General features: G+C 67.4%; 14 protein-coding genes. 12 read left to right on the forward strand and 2 right to left on the reverse strand.

Features of this window, described 5'->3' with window-relative positions; genetic code table 11:
* Positions 1–3: 3 nt before the first annotated feature.
* Entirely contained in the window at positions 4–798 is a 795-nt protein-coding gene (locus EL337_RS13200; protein ID WP_048633845.1) for an ABC transporter ATP-binding protein, read from the reverse strand.
* On the reverse strand, positions 795–1253 hold the full coding sequence (locus tag EL337_RS13205) for a peroxiredoxin (RefSeq protein ID WP_048633915.1): 459 nt from the start codon (positions 1251–1253) through the stop codon (positions 795–797). Before EL337_RS13205 ends, EL337_RS13200 begins: the two co-directional genes overlap by 4 nt.
* A gap of 32 nt (positions 1254–1285) precedes the next feature.
* Here EL337_RS13205 and EL337_RS13210 point away from each other — a divergent pair, with 32 nt between their 5' ends.
* The 12 genes from EL337_RS13210 (at position 1286) to pyk (ending at position 17872) form a co-directional block, all read left to right on the forward strand.
* Positions 1286–2845: an anthranilate synthase component I gene (locus EL337_RS13210; RefSeq protein ID WP_048633844.1), complete on the forward strand. Its 1560-nt coding sequence runs from the start codon at positions 1286–1288 to the stop codon at positions 2843–2845.
* On the forward strand, positions 2842–3417 hold the full coding sequence (locus tag EL337_RS13215) for a TIGR02234 family membrane protein (protein WP_048633843.1): 576 nt from the start codon (positions 2842–2844) through the stop codon (positions 3415–3417). The genes EL337_RS13210 and EL337_RS13215 overlap by 4 nt, the downstream gene beginning before the upstream one ends.
* A 72-nt stretch (positions 3418–3489) precedes the next feature.
* Positions 3490–4308, forward strand: a complete 819-nt coding sequence (gene trpC, locus EL337_RS13220) for an indole-3-glycerol phosphate synthase TrpC (RefSeq protein ID WP_048633842.1) — start codon at positions 3490–3492, stop codon at positions 4306–4308.
* On the forward strand, positions 4309–5571 hold the full coding sequence (gene trpB, locus EL337_RS13225) for a tryptophan synthase subunit beta (RefSeq protein WP_048633841.1): 1263 nt from the start codon (positions 4309–4311) through the stop codon (positions 5569–5571).
* Positions 5568–6356 carry a tryptophan synthase subunit alpha gene (trpA, locus tag EL337_RS13230; protein WP_048633840.1) on the forward strand — a complete coding sequence of 263 codons (789 nt, stop codon included), beginning with the start codon at positions 5568–5570 and terminating at the stop codon, positions 6354–6356. The genes trpB and trpA overlap by 4 nt, the downstream gene beginning before the upstream one ends.
* Positions 6353–8974: a prolipoprotein diacylglyceryl transferase gene (gene lgt, locus EL337_RS13235; RefSeq protein ID WP_083443167.1), complete on the forward strand. Its 2622-nt coding sequence runs from the start codon at positions 6353–6355 to the stop codon at positions 8972–8974. Before trpA ends, lgt begins: the two co-directional genes overlap by 4 nt.
* Before the next feature lie 120 nt (positions 8975–9094).
* Positions 9095–9388 (forward strand): CDGP domain-containing protein, encoded by a 294-nt coding sequence (locus tag EL337_RS13240; RefSeq protein WP_048633839.1) that lies wholly within the window; start codon positions 9095–9097, stop codon positions 9386–9388.
* A gap of 47 nt (positions 9389–9435) precedes the next feature.
* Positions 9436–9882, forward strand: coding sequence for an NINE protein (locus tag EL337_RS13245; protein WP_083443169.1), 447 nt, complete (start codon positions 9436–9438; stop codon positions 9880–9882).
* Positions 9872–10285: a DUF2752 domain-containing protein gene (locus EL337_RS13250; RefSeq protein ID WP_048633838.1), complete on the forward strand. Its 414-nt coding sequence runs from the start codon at positions 9872–9874 to the stop codon at positions 10283–10285. Before EL337_RS13245 ends, EL337_RS13250 begins: the two co-directional genes overlap by 11 nt.
* Before the next feature lie 83 nt (positions 10286–10368).
* The gene (gene gltB, locus EL337_RS13255) at positions 10369–14925 is read left to right on the forward strand and encodes a glutamate synthase large subunit (protein WP_048633912.1); all 4557 of its coding nucleotides are present in this window, start codon (positions 10369–10371) and stop codon (positions 14923–14925) included.
* Positions 14918–16426, forward strand: a complete 1509-nt coding sequence (locus tag EL337_RS13260; protein WP_048633837.1) for a glutamate synthase subunit beta — start codon at positions 14918–14920, stop codon at positions 16424–16426. The genes gltB and EL337_RS13260 overlap by 8 nt, the downstream gene beginning before the upstream one ends.
* Before the next feature lie 27 nt (positions 16427–16453).
* A complete protein-coding gene (gene pyk, locus EL337_RS13265) occupies positions 16454–17872 on the forward strand; it encodes a pyruvate kinase (protein WP_048633836.1) in 1419 nt (472 codons plus the stop codon).
* The last annotated feature ends 24 nt before the right edge of the window (positions 17873–17896 follow it).

Raw genomic sequence — 17896 nt, forward strand, 5'->3', positions numbered from 1 at the left:
GGCCTAGATGATGCGCGTGCCTTTTGCCCGAGCGGTCCAGCGTCCTTCGTCGTAACCCACGTTCACCGGGTGCGCGAACGCCGCCGACACCGTGTCGGTGGTGATGGTCTCCCGGGCCGGCCCGCAGGCCACGGTGCGTCCCTCGGAGATCAGCAGGGCGTGTGTGGTCGTCATCGGTAGCTCTTCGAGATGGTGTGTGACGAGGATCGACGCCACCTCCGGATGGGTCTGATCCAGCGAGTCGATGGTCTCCAGCAGTTGTTCGCGCGCAGCGACATCCAGACCCGTCGACGGCTCGTCGAGCAGCAGCAGACGCGGCTCGGGGATCAGCGCCCGCGCGATCAGGGTGCGGCCCCGTTCGCCTTGAGACAGCGTCGGCCAGACATCGTCGGCCTTGCGGGACAGGCCCACCGCCGCGATCATCGCGTCGGCCCGGTCGGCTTCGTCGGCGCTGGCCGTCCATCGCATCGGCGTGTCGTTGGTGGCGGTGATCCCGGTCAGGACCACCTCCCGCACCGTCAGCGAATACTGCAGCTGATGGCGGGGATTCACATGGCCGATGTAGTGCCGCAGCTGGGACAGGTCGACGCGGCCCATCAGGTTCCCGAGTATGCGCACGGTGCCCGACGTCGGGAACATGATCGCCGCACAGAAGCCGAGCAGGGTGCTCTTGCCCGCCCCGTTGGGGCCCAGCAACGCCCAATGCTCGCCCTGCTGCACGGTGAGCGAGATCCCGTCGATGATCTGCTTGCCGTTGCGGCGGAACGTCACGTCGGCGAGCTCGAGAACGGCCGTCATGAGCGTTGGCGCAGCACCTCGAGGGCCTTGTCGGCGTGGGTGTCCATGCTGAACTCGCTGGCGATGACCTCCAGCACGGTGCGGTCGGTGTCGATGACGAACGTGGTGCGCTTCACCGGCATGAACTTGCCGAGCAGCCCGCGTTTGACGCCGAACTGGGTCGCCACCACACCTTCGGTGTCCGACAGCAGGGGGTAGTCGAATTTCTGCTGGTCAGCGAACTTGGCCTGCTTGTCCACCGAGTCTGCGCTGATCCCCACCCGGTTGGCGCCGACTGCCTGGAATTCGGCGGCCAGGTCGCGGAAGTGACATGCCTCTTTGGTGCAGCCGGGCGTCATCGCCGCCGGGTAGAAGAACAGCACGATGGGCCCGCCGGCGAGCAGCTCGGTGAGTGTCCGCGTCGTCCCCGTCTGGTCCGGTAATTCGAACTCCGCCACCTGATCGCCACGATTCATGGTTCTCACGGTACTTCTGGGAGGATTGCCGCGTGCAGACGACCGCCAACCTGGCCGATGGCTCTTCGCGCAAGCGTTCATCGCTGGCCGCGACGACGTCGCGTGAGGACTTCCGGGCACTGGCCGCCGAGCACCGCGTGGTCCCGGTGACCCGCAAGGTGCTCGCGGACAGCGAGACGCCGTTGTCGGCGTATCGCAAGCTCGCGGCCAACCGTCCCGGAACGTTTCTCCTGGAATCCGCGGAGAACGGACGCTCGTGGTCGCGCTGGTCGTTCATCGGAGCGGGTTCCCCGTCGGCGCTCACGGTGCGCGACGGCGAGGCGGTATGGCTCGGCGTCATCCCGCAGGACGCGCCTGCCGGCGGCGATCCCCTGACGGCGCTTCGGGCCACCGTGACGCTGCTGGAGACCGCCGCGCTTCCCGGTCTGCCGCCGCTGTCGTCGGGCCTGGTCGGATTCTTCGCCTACGACATGGTGCGCAGGCTGGAGCGGTTGCCCGAACTGACCGTCGACGACCTCGGGCTGCCCGACATGATGCTGCTGTTGGCCACCGACATTGCTGCGGTGGACCACCATGAGGGCACGATCACGCTGATCGCGAACGCGGTCAACTGGAACGGCACCGACGAGCGTGTGGACGCGGCGTACGACGACGCCGTGGCGCGGCTCGACGTGATGACCGCCGCGTTGGCCGAACCACTCACCTCGACCGTCGCGACGTTCAGCAGACCCGCGCCGCTGCACCGCGCCCAGCGCACGGTCGAGGAGTACACCGCCATCGTCGACAAATTGGTCGGTGACATCGAAGCCGGCGAGGCGTTTCAGGTGGTGCCCTCCCAGCGCTTCGAGATGGACACCGACGCCGATCCTCTCGATGTGTACCGGATGCTGCGGGTGACCAACCCGAGTCCGTACATGTATCTGTTCAATGTGCCGAACGACGATGGGGGACTGGACTTTACGGTCGTCGGCTCCAGCCCGGAGGCGTTGGTCACCGTCAAGGACCGGCGCGCGACGACGCACCCGATCGCGGGCACCCGCTGGCGTGGGGACACCGAGGAGGAGGACGTCCTGCTGGAGAAGGAACTCCTGTCGGACGAGAAGGAACGCGCCGAGCACCTGATGCTGGTCGATCTCGGCCGCAACGATCTGGGGCGGGTCTGCCAGCCGGGCACCGTGAAGGTCGAGGACTACAGCCACATCGAGCGCTACAGCCACGTCATGCACCTGGTGTCCACGGTCACCGGACTGTTGGCGGATGACAAGACCGCGCTGGATGCGGTGACGGCGTGTTTTCCCGCCGGGACGCTGTCGGGGGCACCGAAGGTGCGTGCGATGGAACTGATCGAGGAGGTCGAACTGACACGCCGCGGGCTCTACGGCGGCGTGCTTGGTTACCTCGATTTCGCCGGCAACGCCGACTTCGCCATCGCGATCCGCACTGCCCTGATGCGGCGTGGCACCGCGTACGTGCAGGCCGGTGGTGGTGTTGTCGCCGACTCCAACGGTCCGTACGAATACAACGAGTCCGCCAACAAGGCGCGGGCCGTGCTGGCCGCGATCGCCGCGGCCGAGACGCTGAGCGAACCGTGATCCGGGCCGCGCAGCTGTTGCTGGTGCTCGCCGCGGTCGGCCTGTGGGGGGCGTCGCGACTCACCTGGGTGCAGATCAGCTCCTTCGACGGTCTGGGGCAGCCCCGCACCGCGGACCTGTCCGGATCGACGTGGTCGACGGCGCTGATTCCGCTGGCCCTGCTGGTGCTCGCCGCGGCGGTGGCGGCGCTCGCCGTCCGGGGCTGGCCGTTGCGCATCCTGGCGGTGCTGGTGGCGGCGGCCAGCGCAGGAATGGCGTACCTGGCCATCAGCCTGTGGGTGGTCGTCGACGTCGCGGTGCGGGCTGCGCGCCTCGCGGACGTGCCGGTGGCCGATCTGCTGGGCACGCAGCGGCACTACGTCGGTGCCAGCGTGGCCTTGGTCGCCGCCGCGTTCTCGCTGTGTGGTGCCGTGCTCCTGATGCGCTCTGCGGCCCGCAAGGGTGCCGAGACCGCGCGCTACAGCCGCGCTCCGGTGGTGGAGACGGAGTCCACGGCGATGTCCGAGCGAATGATCTGGGATGCGCTCGATGAGGGGCTGGACCCGACCAACCCGGACAACAAGGGGCGGTGACCAAGCATGGCTCGGTGGCGACTACCCTTCGTTAGAGATCAAACGGCCGTCAGGGGAAGGGAAACCACGCCTATGGGTTCGGCGACCGTACTCGACTCCATTCTCGAGGGAGTCCGTGCTGACGTTGCCGCACGCGAGGCCGCTGTCAGCCTCACCGAGGTCAAAGAAAAGGCCAAGCGCGCGGCGCCGCCGATCGACGTGATGGCCGCGCTGCGGACGCCCGGTATCGCGGTGATCGCCGAGGTCAAGCGCGCCAGCCCGTCACGCGGCGAGTTGGCCTCGATCGCCGATCCCGCCGAACTCGCTCGCGCCTACGAAAGCGGCGGCGCCCGCGTGATCAGCGTGTTGACCGAGCAGCGCCGCTTCCACGGCTCTCTCGCCGACCTGGACGCGGTACGGGCCGCGGTGTCGATCCCGGTGCTGCGCAAAGACTTCATCGTTCGGCCGTACCAGATCCACGAGGCGCGCGCGCACGGTGCCGACATGCTGCTGCTGATCGTGGCGGCCTTGGAGCAGCCGGCCCTCGAGTCGCTGCTGGAGCGCACCGAATCCCTGGGCATGACCGCCCTGGTCGAGGTGCACACCGAGGAGGAGGCCGACCGCGCGTTGCAGGCCGGAGCGTCGGTGATCGGTGTCAATGCACGTGACCTCAAGACCCTCGAGGTCGACCGTGACTGCTTCGCCAGGATCGCGCCGGGGCTGCCGAGCAAGGTGATCCGGATCGCGGAATCCGGCGTGCGCGGGACCGCGGATCTGCTGGCTTACGCCGGAGCAGGTGCCGACGGCGTCCTCGTCGGTGAAGGCCTGGTCACCAGCGGTGATCCGCGCAGCGCGGTTGCCGACCTCGTCACCGCGGGTACTCACCCGTCATGTCCGAAACCTGCACGCTAAGTGGTTGATTTCGCCGGTCCAGATCTGCCGCGCGCCAGCGCCGCGGTGGCCGAACCCACGTCCCACGACCCTGATGCACGCGGCCACTTCGGCGCCTACGGCGGACGGTTGGTCCCCGAGGCGCTGATGGCCGTCATCGAAGAGGTGACCGCTGCCTACGAGAAGGCTCGCAGCGATCAGACGTTCCTCGATGAGCTGGACCGCCTGCAACGGCACTACACCGGCCGGCCGTCCCCGCTCTACGAGGCGGAACGGCTCAGCGAGCACGCCGGCGGCGCCCGGATCTTCCTGAAGCGAGAAGACCTCAACCACACCGGTTCCCACAAGATCAACAACGTGCTCGGCCAGGCCCTGCTCGCGAAGAAGATGGGCAAGACCCGCGTCATCGCGGAAACCGGCGCCGGTCAGCACGGCGTCGCGTCGGCGACGGCCTGCGCGCTGCTCGGTCTGGAGTGCGTGATCTACATGGGCGCTGTCGACACGGCCCGCCAGGCGCTCAACGTGGCACGGATGCGGCTGCTGGGTGCGTCGGTGGTGTCGGTCGAGTCAGGCTCGAAGACGTTGAAAGACGCCATCAACGAGACCTTCCGCGACTGGGTCAGCAACGCCGATGACACCTACTACTGCTTCGGTACGGCCGCGGGCCCGCACCCGTTCCCGCTCATGGTGCGTGACTTCCAGCGCGTCATCGGTATGGAGGCCCGGGCACAGATCCTCGATCAGGCGGGACGACTGCCGGACGCCGTTGTCGCGTGCGTCGGCGGCGGGTCCAATGCGATCGGGATCTTCCACGCCTTCATCGACGACCCGGGCGTCGGTCTGGTGGGCTATGAGGCGGCAGGCGACGGCGTCGAAACCGGCCGGCACGCCGCGACATTCACCGGTGGATCACCGGGCGCTTTTCAGGGTTCGTTCTCCTACCTGTTGCAGGACGAGGACGGTCAGACGATCGAATCCCATTCCATCTCGGCAGGTTTGGACTATCCCGGAGTCGGCCCCGAACACGCGCTGCTCAAGGACGTGGGTCGCGCCCGCTACCTTCCGATCACCGACACCGAGGCGATGGACGCGCTGTCCCTGCTGAGCCGCACCGAGGGCATCATCCCCGCCATCGAGTCGGCGCACGCGGTGGCGGGTGCTCTCAAGCTCGGGCCGGAGCTCGGGGCGGGTTCGATCATCGTGGTGAATCTGTCCGGCCGCGGTGACAAGGATGTCGAGACGGCGGCCAAGTGGTTCGGTCTGCTGGAGGACAAGACGCCGTGAGTCGGCTTGCTGGACTGTTCGAATCGTGTCGCGCCGAGGGTCGTTCGGCGTTGATCGGCTATCTACCGACGGGCTTTCCCGATGTGGAGACGTCGATCGAGGCGATGGTCGCGCTGGTCGAGGCCGGCTGTGACATCGTCGAGGTCGGGGTGGCGTACTCGGATCCCGGGATGGACGGGCCCACAATCGCAGCAGCCACCGAGGTTGCTCTCAGTGGCGGTGTTCGCGTGAACGACACGTTCCGCGCTGTCGAGGCCATCAGCAACGCCGGCGGCAGTGCCGTTGTCATGACGTACTGGAATCCGGTGTTGCGCAGGGGTATTGACAGCTTCTCCCGCGATCTGGCTTCGGCGGGTGGGCTTGGCCTGATCACGCCTGACCTGATTCCCGACGAAGCAGACGAGTGGATGGCGGCGTCGGACGCTCACGACCTGGATCGGATCTTCCTGGTCGCGCCGTCGTCGACTCCGGAACGTCTCGCCGAGACGGTGAGCGCTTCACGCGGGTTCGTCTACGCCGCCTCCACAATGGGCGTGACCGGTGCTCGCGACGTGGTGTCGAACGCTGCTCCCGAACTGGTCAGCCGCGTCAAGGCTGTCTCAGATATTCCGGTCGGGGTCGGCCTCGGTGTCCGGTCAGGGGAGCAGGCAGCCGAGATCGGCGCATACGCCGATGGCGTGATCGTCGGTTCCGCGCTGGTGTCCGCTCTGCAGACGGGTATCCCGGCGCTCCGCTCGCTGACCGAAGAGCTTGCTGGCGGTGTTCGGCAGAGGATTACTGCGTGACGACGACGGTTCTGGCGTACATCCCGAGTCCGCCGCAGGGCGTCTGGTTCCTTGGCCCGTTCCCACTGCGTGCGTACGCGCTGTTCATCATCGTGGGCATCGTCTCCGCACTGGTGATCGGTGACCGCCGATGGGTGGCCAGGGGCGGCGAGCCCGGCGTCATCTACGACATCGCACTGTGGGCTGTCCCGTTCGGACTGGTCGGCGGCCGCGTCTATCACGTGATGACCGATTGGCGCACCTACTTCGGCGAGGACGGGGCGGGGTTCGGCGCCGCACTGCGCATCTGGGACGGCGGCCTCGGTATCTGGGGCGCCGTGACGCTGGGTGGTATCGGCGCCTGGGTGGCGTGTCGACGGCGGGGGATACCGCTGCCCGCGTTCGGCGACGCGATCGCGCCCGGGATCATCCTGGCGCAGGCGATCGGCAGGCTCGGCAACTACTTCAATCAAGAGCTGTTCGGTCGTGAGACCACGCTGCCGTGGGGCCTGGAGATCTATGAGCGGGTGAATTCCGCCGGTCAGCTCGACATGTTGAACGGTGTGTCGACCGGACGCTTGGCACTCGAGTACGCGGTCCACCCGACGTTCCTCTACGAGCTGCTGTGGAATCTGCTGGTTTTCGCGGTTCTCATCATCGTCGATCGGCGGTTCAAGATCGGGCACGGACGGTTGTTCGCGCTCTATGTGGCGGGCTACTGCCTCGGTCGCTTCTGGATCGAGCTGATGCGCAGCGACACGGCGACCCTGCTGGCCGGCATTCGGATAAACACCTTCACCGCGACCTTCGTGTTCATCGGTGCCGTCGTCTACATCATGGCTGCGCCGAAGGGCCGCGAGGATCCCGCGACCCTGCGCGGGAACGTGGACGACGAATCGCGCGTCGAGGAGTTCGCGGTCGCAGCGGCTGCCGCGGCGACCGGGGTGGCTGCGGCGGCGAAAGTGGCCGATCAAGACGAGGCGAAGGCCAGCGACGACGCCGAAGATGCGGCCGAGGAGGCGGACGAGCCGGAGGCGGCTGCCGACGAATCCGACTCGGGCGCGCTCGCCGTCGGCGGTCTCGGCGCGGTGGAGGGCGACGAGGCAGTCGACGCTGCCGACGGCGCATCCACGGTCCATGACGCCGCGGTCGAGGGTGCTGCCGGGGCCGGGGCGTTGGCTTCGCAACTCGGCGTGTCTGACGGTGCAGAAGCCGAGCAGGATGCCGTGAGCGCTTCCGACGAGGAATCGGTGAGTCCGCCGCTGCCCGATGAGGCCGGAGGTCTCGGGAGCGTCGAGGGCGACGAAGCGTCGGAGGCGGCAGCAGGTGCGGCTGCAGCGCGTGACGTCATGTCGACTGACGTAGAGGCCCCTGAGGCTGAGTCTGAGGGTCTGGGTTCGGTAGATGGTGATGAGGCTGCTGCTGCGGTGGGCGACGCTGCGGTGGTTCATGAGTCTGCGGTCGAGGGTGAGGCTGAGGCCGAGGAGTTGGTGGCCGACGTCGAGGCCGAGGCCGACGCCGGGGCCGAGCCTGATGCCGATGCCGAGGCCGAAACCGAGGCTGATGCCGAGGCTGATGTGGCGCCTGAGTCTGAGGGTCTGGGTTCGGTAGATGGTGGTGAGGTTGCTGCGGCGGTGGGCGACGCTGCGGTGGTTCATGAGTCTGCGGTCGAGGGTGAGGCTGAGGCTGAGGAGTTGGTGGCTGACGTCGAAGCCGAGGCTGACGCCGGTGCTGATGCCGAGTCTGAGTCTGAGGGTCTGGGTTCGGTGGATGGTGGTGAGGCTGCTGCGGCGGTAGGCGACGCCGCGGTGGTTCATGAGTCGGCGGTTGAGGGTGAGTCTGACGCTGAGCAGTTGGTGGCCGACGTCGAGGCCGAAGCTGACGCCGATGCCGATGTGACGCCCGAGTCTGTGGGCTTGGGTTCGGTGGAGGCTGATGACGCTGCTGCGGTCGACGGTGAGGCTGAGGCCGAGGAGTTGGTGGCCGACGTCGAGGCCGAGGCTGACGCCGATGCCGATGCCGATGCCGAGCCTGAATCTGAGGGTCTGGGTTCGTTGGATAGTGATGAGGTTGCTGCGGCTGTCGGCGACGCTGCGGTGGTTCATGAGTCTGCGGTCGAGGGTGAGGCTGGCGCCGAGGAGTTGGTCGCTGACGTCGAGGCCGAGGCTGACGCCGATGCCGATGCCGATGCCGAGGAGTTGGTGACCGACGCCGAGGCTGACGCTGACGCCGATGCCGATGTGGCGCCTGAGTCCGAGGGTCTGGGTTCGGTGGATGGTGATGAGGCTGCTGCGGCGGTGGGCGACGCTGCGGTGGTTCATGAGTCTGTGGTCGAGGGCGAGGCTGACGCCGAGCAGTTGGTGGCCGACGTCGAAGCCGAGGCCGACACCGACACTGATGCCGACACCGACGGAGAATCCGACGAGAAGGCTGCTGCCGAGGGGACGGACGCCGCCGAGGCACTGACTGCTGACAGCGTCACCGAGAGCCCCTCCGACGACCGTGCCGAAGAGGTCGTGCCGAAGTCCACGGCCTGGGCCGCCACTGCTGGCGCCGACGCCGAAACATCGCGTGGCCAGCGAGCTTTGGAGGCTGCCGACCGTGTCCGTCAGTGGGTTCGTCGGCGCCGCAATCGCTGACGCGTGTCACCGGCGGTCTCGCTGCGCCGACGTTGCGGATCCCGGCGTCAAAGGCCGTAATTCCGGGTACAGACGCGGTAGCGTCAGGCAACGACCACGGTGTGGCGACGGGAGACAACCATGAAGCGCTGCATCGTCGGTGCATCGGCCGCCGCTCTGCTGATGTCCGCAGGGCTGACCATCGCCGCGCCGACGGCCAGCGCGGGCTGTCTCTACGGCGGGCCCTTCATCAGCAAATGCGACGGTCCTGTGCGGCCGGACGGCACCTGGCAGCGTTGTGTGGGGATCGCCAGCCTGGTTCCCAGTGGCTTCAGCACACACCTGGTGCCCGTGAAGCGCTGCGATCCGATGGGTCCGGGTCAGCCGGCGTGGGATCTGGCGTTCGCCGACCCGCCTGTCCACATCGCCGACTGACGCCGTCACCCTTCAGGGCACCGACCGGTTCTGGCATGCTGGTGGCCATGACCGAACCCCCGTTCCGCGGTGATGAGGGCACAAACTCGACGCCTCCGCCGTCTCAACCGGGTTATGTCCCACCAGGACCCCAGTACTCGCCCCCACCTGGCCAGTACCAGCCGCTGCCCGGCCAGTACCCGCCTCCTCCCGGCCCGTACCCGACCGCATACATGGATCCCGCCGCGCCTTGGGGCAGGCATCCGGTCACGGGTGAACCCTTCTCGGACAAGTCGAAGGTGGTCGCGGGACTGCTACAGCTGCTCGGACTGTTCGGGCTCGTCGGCATCGGGCGGATCTACCTCGGCGACACCAAGCTGGGGATCATCCAGCTCGTTGTCGGGTTGCTCACCTGCGGCATCGGCGCCATCGTCTGGGGGATCATCGACGCGGTGCTGATCCTCACCGACAAGGTGCGTGACCCGCAGGGCCGTCCGCTGCGCGATGGCACCTAGCGCCACGCTCGGCAACCGTCAGCGGCTCGTCGTCGGCCTCGGTACCGGCGCGGTGTTCGTCGGTGCCCTGGCCTACATCGGCATCGGCAACCCGCACAGCTCTGGGTTCCTGTTCCCGGCGTGCCCGTTCCACGAGCTCACCGGCTGGTACTGCCCGGCGTGCGGAGGGCTGCGCATGACCCACGACGTACTCCACGGCGACCTCGCCGCCGCGTTCGTCGACAACGCGTTCGTCCTCATCGGATTGCCGCTGCTGCTGGCGTGGGTGCTGGTCCGGCGTCGGCAGGGCAGGACGGCGCTGACGGTTCCCGTCTACGCGGTGATCCTCAGCGCCGTCGTGGCGTGGACGGTGATCCGCAATCTTCCTGGATTCCCGCTGGTCCCGACCGTTCTCGACGGGTAGCCCAACACCTGCGCTGATACACTCGGCCAACGGGCCGACGCAGTCCCTGAACACGACATTCAGGACTGCGGAGGCCTATGTCCATGCTCTACTCGGCGTTGCCCGAAGCCCAAGGCCTGTACGACCCGGCCAACGAGGCGGATTCCTGCGGCGTCGCCATGGTGACCGACATCCAGGGGCGGCGCTCCCATTCGATCGTCACCGACGGTCTGACCGCCCTCGAGCACCTCGAACACCGCGGGGCCGCGGGCGCGGAACCCAACAGCGGTGACGGGGCGGGGATCCTGATCCAGCTGCCCGTCGAATTGCTGCGCGACGTCGTCGACTTCGACCTCCCGGCGGCCGCCGCTGAAGGACTCAATACCTTCGCCGCGGGCATCTGTTACCTCCCGCAGGATCTCGAGGCTCGCGAAAGCGCCCGCGTCACCGTGGAATCCATCGCCGCAGAAGAGGGCCTCGAGGTGCTCGGCTGGCGTGACGTCCCTGTCGACCCCGAGGGCGCAGCCATCGGGATGACCGCACTGGGGTGCATGCCGCACATGTCCCAGCTCTTCCTCGCCGCGCCCGAGCACAACGGAACCCGACCTGCCGGAATCGATCTCGACCGGCGTGTGTATCCGATGCGCAAACGTGCCGAACGCACCGGCGTCTACTTCCCGTCACTGTCCAGCCGGACGCTGGTCTACAAGGGCATGCTCACGACAATGCAGCTGCCGCAATACTTTCCGGACCTGCGCGACGAGCGCTGCGTCAGTGCGATCGCGATCGTGCACAGTCGCTTCTCCACCAACACCTTTCCGTCCTGGCCGCTGGCACACCCGTTCCGGTTCGTTGCCCACAACGGCGAGATCAACACGGTGCGCGGCAATCGCAACCGCATGCACGCCCGCGAAGCCATGCTGGCCAGTGCGAAGATCCCCGGCGACATCGACAGGCTGTCCCCGATCTGCACACCCGAGGCGTCGGATTCGGCTTCCTTCGACGAAGTGCTCGAGTTGCTGCACCTCGGTGGTCGCAGCCTGCCGCACGCCGTGCTGATGATGATCCCCGAAGCGTGGGAGAACACCACCACCATGGGGGCTGCCGAGCGGGACTTCTGGCAGTTCCATGCCTCGCTGATGGAGCCGTGGGACGGCCCCGCCTGCGTCACCTTCACCGACGGCACGCTCGTCGGAGCTGTGCTGGACCGCAACGGGTTACGTCCGGGACGGTGGTGGCGCACCCTCGATGACCGGATCATCCTCGCCAGCGAGAGTGGTGTCCTGGATGTCGATTCCGCTCAGATCGTCGCCAAGGGCCGCCTGCAGCCCGGCAAGATGTTCCTGATCGACACCGCGGCGGGCCGGATCGTCTCCGACGACGAGATCAAGGAGGAGTTGGCGGCCGCCGAACCGTACGGCGAATGGCTCCATGCCGGCCTGCTCGACCTCAAGACCCTTCCCGACCGCGCCCGGGTTGCGCCCAACCACGAATCGGTGGTCCGTCGGCAGATCAGCTTCGGCTACACCGAAGAAGACCTGCGGATCCTGCTCACTCCGATGGCCGCATCGGGGATGGAACCGCTGGGTTCGATGGGCAGCGACACCCCGGCAGCGGTGCTCTCGCAACGCTCGAAGCTGCTCTACGACTACTTCGTCGAGTTGTTCGCGCAGGTGACCAACCCGCCGCTGGACGCCATCCGCGAAGAGATCGTCACGTCGATGGCCCGTGTGATGGGCCCCGAGCAGAATCTGCTCGAACCCACCGCGGCGTCGTGCCGCCAGATCAAGCTCAGTTATCCGGTCCTGGACAACGACGAACTGAACAAGATCGTCCACATCAACGACGACGGCGAGCAACCGGGTCTTCGTACCGCCGTACTGCGGGCCCTCTACGACGTCGAACGCGGTGGCGAGGGCTTGGCCGAGGCACTCGAGGACCTGCAGTTGCGCGCCTGCGACGCGATCGCCAAAGGCGCGCGCACGCTGGTGATCTCCGACCGCGACTCCGATCACACCAAGGCGCCGATCCCGTCGCTGCTTGCCGTCTCCGCCGTGCACCACCACCTGGTGCGGACCAAGGAGCGCACCACCGTGGCGTTGGTCGTCGAGACCGGCGATGCCCGCGAGGTCCATCACATCGCGCTGCTCATCGGATTCGGAGCCGCTGCCGTCAACCCGTACCTGGCGTTCGAGTCCATCGAGGATCTCATCCGCGAAGGTGAACTGACGGGCATCGAAACTGCCACCGCGGTGCGCAATTACGTCAAGGCGCTCGGTAAGGGCGTCATGAAGGTGATGAGCAAGATGGGGATCTCGACCGTCGCCTCCTATACCGCAGCGCAGGCGTTCGAGGCCGTCGGCATCGACAGGGACGTCATCGACGAGTACTTCACCGGGACCCCGACCCAGCTCGGCGGCATCGGACTGGACGTGATCGCCGAAGAGGTCAAGCTCCGTCACCGCCGCGCCTACCCGGAAAACCCCACCGAACGGGTGCACCGCCGCCTGGAGGTCGGGGGCGAATACGCCTTCCGCCGCGAGGGTGAGCTCCATCTGTTCACTCCGGAAGTGGTTTTCCTGCTCCAGCATTCGACTCGTACCGGGCGCTACCAGGTGTTCGAGCAGTATTCCGAGGAAGTCAACCGGTTGGCCCGCGAGGGTGGGGCGCTGCGCGGGCTGTTCGACTTCAAGAAGGACTTGCGTCCTCCTGTGCCGTTGGACGAGGTCGAGTCCGCCGAGTCGATCGTGACGCGCTTCAACACCGGTGCCATGAGCTACGGCTCCATCTCCGCCGAAGCCCACGAGACGATGGCCATCGCCATGAACGCCCTCGGTGGCCGCTCGAACAGCGGTGAGGGAGGTGAAGATGTCGACCGGCTCTATGACCCGACGCGACGCAGCGCGGTCAAGCAGGTGGCCTCCGGCCGGTTCGGCGTCACCAGCGACTACCTCGTCAACGCCACCGACATCCAGATCAAGATGGCCCAAGGCGCCAAACCCGGTGAGGGCGGTCAACTTCCGGGCTACAAGGTGTACCCCAACATCGCCAAGACCCGGCATTCCACCCCGGGGGTCGGGTTGATCTCACCGCCGCCGCACCACGACATCTACTCGATCGAGGATCTGGCTCAGCTGATCCACGACCTCAAGAATGCGAACGCCGACGCGCGAATCCACGTCAAGCTGGTCAGCTCGGTGGGTGTGGGCACGGTGGCGGCGGGCGTGTCGAAGGCGCACGCCGACGTCGTGCTGATCTCCGGCTACGACGGCGGCACCGGGGCTGCCCCGTTGACCAGCCTCAAGCACGCCGGCGCGCCCTGGGAGATCGGCTTGGCCGACACCCAGCAGACCCTGGTGCTCAACGGTCTGCGGGACCGCATCACCGTGCAGTGCGACGGCGGAATGCGCACCGCCCGCGACGTCATCGTCGCCATGCTGCTCGGTGCCGAGGAGTACGGATTCGCCACTGCGCCTCTGGTCGTCGCGGGATGCATCATGATGCGGGTCTGTCACCTCGACACCTGCCCGGTGGGGGTGGCGACCCAGAATCCCGAGCTGCGGGCGCGTTTCAACGGCAAGCCTGAGTTCGTCGAGAACTTCTTCCGGTTCATCGCCGAGGACATCCGTAAATACCTGGCCGAGCTCGGCTTCCGCAGCATCGACGAGGCCGTCGGGCATGCAGAGGTCCTCGACACCGACATGGGCGTCGCGCACTGGAAGAGCAAGGGCATGGATCTGAGCCCCATCTTCGCGGTGCCCACGGATGCGCACGGCGCGGCGCTGACGCAGCGGCGACGCGTGCGCGCTCAGGACCACGGCCTCGATCAGGCGCTCGACCGCACGCTCATCCAGCTCGCCGAAGGCGCTTTGGAGGACGCGCATCCGGTCCGGCTGGAGCTCCCGGTTCGCAACGTCAACCGGACTGTGGGGACCCTGCTCGGCAGCGAGGTCACCCGGCGCTACGGTGCGCAGGGGTTGCCCGAGGACACCATCCACATCACCCTCACCGGGTCCGCCGGCCAGTCGATCGGCGCCTTCCTGCCGCCGGGCATCACGATTGAACTCATCGGTGATGCCAACGACTATGTGGGCAAAGGGCTTTCCGGCGGCAAGATCATCGTCAAGCCGCCATCTGACGTGCTGTTCCTGCCGGAAGACAATGTCATCGCGGGCAATACGTTGCTCTACGGCGCCACCTCGGGCGAGGTGTACCTGCGCGGCCGGGCGGGGGAGCGGTTCGCCGCCCGCAACTCCGGTGCGCTGGCCGTCGTGGAGGGCGTGGGCGACCATGCCTGCGAGTACATGACGGGTGGCCGGATCGTGGTCCTGGGCAAGGTGGGCCGCAACATGGCCGCCGGAATGTCGGGCGGTATCGCGTTCGTGCTGGGCTTGGACCCGCGGCGGGTGAACACCGCCATGGTGGAACTGCAGCGCCTCGATCCCGAGGACCTGACGTGGCTGCACGGTGTGGTGGCCCAGCACGCCGGCTACACCGGCAGCACTGTCGCGACGTCGTTGCTCTCGGACTGGCCGCGACGCAGTGCGCAGTTCACCAAAGTCATGCCGCTGGACTATCAACGGGTGCTGCAGGCCACCCGGATGGCGAAAGCCGAGGGCCGGGACGTCGACACCGCGATCATGGAGGCAAGCCGTGGCTGACCCGCGTGGATTCCTTGAGGTGGCCAAGGTCGACGCCGCCAAACGTCCGGTCGACGAACGGGTCGGAGACTGGCGTGAGGTGTACGAGCGCCAGAACCCGCACGAGCGTGCCGGCGAAGTCTCTCAGCAGGCGCGTCGATGCATGGACTGCGGAATCCCGTTCTGCCACTCCGGAACTGCGGGCTGTCCGCTGGGTAACCTGATCCCCGAATGGAACGATCTGGTGCGCCGCGGCCGCTGGGATGCGGCCAGTGACCGGCTGCATGCCACCAACAACTTTCCGGAGTTCACCGGACGGTTGTGCCCCGCCCCGTGCGAGACCGCCTGTGTGTTGTCCATCGCCGAGGAGCAGACCGGTGGCAGCGTCACCATCAAGCGCATCGAACAGACCATCGCCGACCAGGCGTGGATGAACGGCATCGTCGAACCCCAGCCTGCCGCCATCTCCACGGGCAAGAAGGTTGCGGTGGTCGGTTCGGGCCCGGCGGGTCTGGCCGCGGCCCAGCAGCTCACGCGCGCCGGCCACGACGTGACGGTCTACGAGCGTGACGACCGCATCGGCGGCTTGATGCGTTACGGCATTCCCGAGTACAAGCTGGAGAAGGCGACGCTCGATCAGCGACTCTCGCAGATGCGGGCCGAAGGGACGCGCTTCGTCACCGACTGCGAGGTCGGTGTGGACCTGTCGGTGGATCAGCTGCGGGCCCAGCACGACGCGGTGGTGCTCGCTGTCGGCGCGTTGCGGGCGCGCGACAACGACGTCGAGGGCCGCCACCTCAACGGCGTGCACCTGGCGATGGATCACCTGGTGCCCGCCAACAAGGAATGCGAGGGTGACGGTCCCAGCCAGGTGACCGCCGAAGGCAAGCACGTGGTGATCATCGGTGGCGGCGACACCGGCGCCGACTGTCTGGGAACCGCGCACCGTCAGGGCGCCGCGTCGGTGACCCAGCTCGACTACAACCCCGAACCGCCCGAGTACCGCGACGAGTCCCGCTCGCCGTGGCCGATGTGGCCGATCGTGTTGCGCACCCGGCTGTCACCGGCCCACGCCGAGGGTGGACACCGGCGCTATGAAGTTGCGGTGCAACGGTTCCTCGGAGACGACCAGGGCAACCTGCGTGCGATGGAGATCGCCGAGGTGAAGGTGGAGCGCGACGCCTCGGGCCGCAGGAGCATCGTGCCGGTCGGTGACTCGTTGGAAATCCCGTGCGACATGGCCCTGCTGGCCATCGGCTTCGAGGGCGTGGAACACATGCCGCTGCTCGGCGAGCTCGGTCTGTCGCTGAGCCGGCGCGGCGCGCTCTCGTGCGGTTCGGACTGGCAGACAGATGCACCCGGAGTGTTCGTCTGCGGGGACGCGCACCGTGGCGCCTCCTTGATCGTGTGGGCGATCGCCGAGGGGCGGAGCGCCGCCCACGCCGTCGACACCTACCTCATGGGCGAATCGGATCTACCCGCGCCGGTCAGGCCCGGCGCGCTCCCGCTGGCCGTCGTCTGAATCGATTAACGACTATGCTCAGGAGCCGTGAATAGACGCGGAAAGATCGTCTGTACGCTCGGTCCGGCTACCGCCTCGGAGGAGGCGGTCAGGCAGCTGGTCGAGTCCGGAATGGACGTGGCCAGGCTGAACTTCAGTCACGGCGACTACCCGGACCACGAGTCGAACTACAAGCGGGTGCGTGCCGCATCCGACCGGACCGGACGGGCCGTCGGAATCCTCGCTGACCTGCAGGGACCCAAGATCCGGCTGGGCCGGTTCGCGGACGGTCCGACGGTGTGGGCCAACGGCGAGACCGTGCGAATCACGGTCGAGGACTTCGAGGGCAACCACGACCGGGTGTCCACCACCTACAAGCGACTCGCTCAGGACGCCAGGCCCGGGGACCGCGTCCTCGTCGACGACGGAAACGTCGGCCTGGTTGTCGAGCACATCGACGGCAACGACGTGGTGTGCTCGGTCACCGAGGGCGGCAAGGTCAGCAACAACAAGGGCATGTCACTGCCGGGCATGAACGTGTCCGCCCCGGCGCTGTCGGAGAAGGACATCGCCGATCTGGAGTTCGCGCTGCGGCTCGGTGTCGACCTGGTCGCACTGTCGTTCGTGCGTTCGCCCGCCGACGTCGAACTCGTCCACGAGATCATGGACCGCGTCGGCCGCCGCGTTCCCGTCATCGCCAAGCTGGAGAAGCCCGAGGCGATCGACAACCTCGAAGCCATCGTGCTGGCCTTCGACGCGATCATGGTCGCCCGCGGCGACCTCGGCGTCGAGCTGCCGCTCGAAGAAGTGCCGCTGGTGCAGAAGCGGGCCATCCAGATGGCCAGGGAGAACGCCAAGCCTGTCATCGTCGCCACCCAGATGCTGGAATCGATGATCGAGAACTCCCGGCCCACCCGTGCCGAGGCATCCGACGTCGCCAACGCCGTGCTCGACGGTGCCGATGCGGTCATGCTCTCCGGCGAGACCTCGGTGGGTAAGTTCCCGTTCGAGACGGTCCGCACGATGGCGCGCATCATCTCCGCGGTCGAGGACAACTCGGTGACCGCACCGCCGCTGACCCACACCCCGCGGACCAAGCGGGGCGTCATCTCCTACGCCGCCCGCGACATCGGCGAACGTCTGGACGCCAAAGCGCTCGTGGCGTTCACGCAGTCCGGCGACACGGTGCGTCGCCTGGCCCGGCTGCACACCCCGCTGCCGGTGCTGGCCTTCACCTCGCTGCCGGAGGTGCGCAGCCAGCTGGCACTGACCTGGGGAACGGAGACGTTCATCGTCCCGCACATCGAGACCACCGACGGGATGATCCGCCAGGTCGACAAGTCGATGCTCGAGCTCGGCCGCTACAAGCGGGGCGACCTCGTGGTCATCGTCGCGGGCGCTCCTCCGGGCACAGTAGGCTCCACGAATCTGATCCACGTCCACCGCATCGGGGAGGACGACGTCTAGCCCGACCACAGGTAGGAGACAGCA

The sequence above is a fragment of the Mycolicibacterium aurum genome (assembly GCF_900637195.1).
GTDB classification, from domain to species: Bacteria; Actinomycetota; Actinomycetes; order Mycobacteriales; family Mycobacteriaceae; genus Mycobacterium; species Mycobacterium aurum.

Excerpts from the sequence above, each read along its gene's own strand:
- EL337_RS13200 (WP_048633845.1), bottom strand. The coding sequence starts at position 798 with ATGACGGCCGTTCTCGAGCTCGCCGACGTGACGTTCCGCCGCAACGGC.
- EL337_RS13205 (WP_048633915.1), bottom strand. The coding sequence starts at position 1,253 with ATGAATCGTGGCGATCAGGTGGCGGAGTTCGAATTACCGGACCAGACG.
- trpC (WP_048633842.1), top strand. The coding sequence starts at position 3,490 with ATGGGTTCGGCGACCGTACTCGACTCCATTCTCGAGGGAGTCCGTGCT.
- EL337_RS13240 (WP_048633839.1), top strand. The coding sequence starts at position 9,095 with ATGAAGCGCTGCATCGTCGGTGCATCGGCCGCCGCTCTGCTGATGTCC.
- EL337_RS13245 (WP_083443169.1), top strand. The coding sequence starts at position 9,436 with ATGACCGAACCCCCGTTCCGCGGTGATGAGGGCACAAACTCGACGCCT.
- EL337_RS13250 (WP_048633838.1), top strand. The coding sequence starts at position 9,872 with ATGGCACCTAGCGCCACGCTCGGCAACCGTCAGCGGCTCGTCGTCGGC.
- gltB (WP_048633912.1), top strand. The coding sequence starts at position 10,369 with ATGCTCTACTCGGCGTTGCCCGAAGCCCAAGGCCTGTACGACCCGGCC.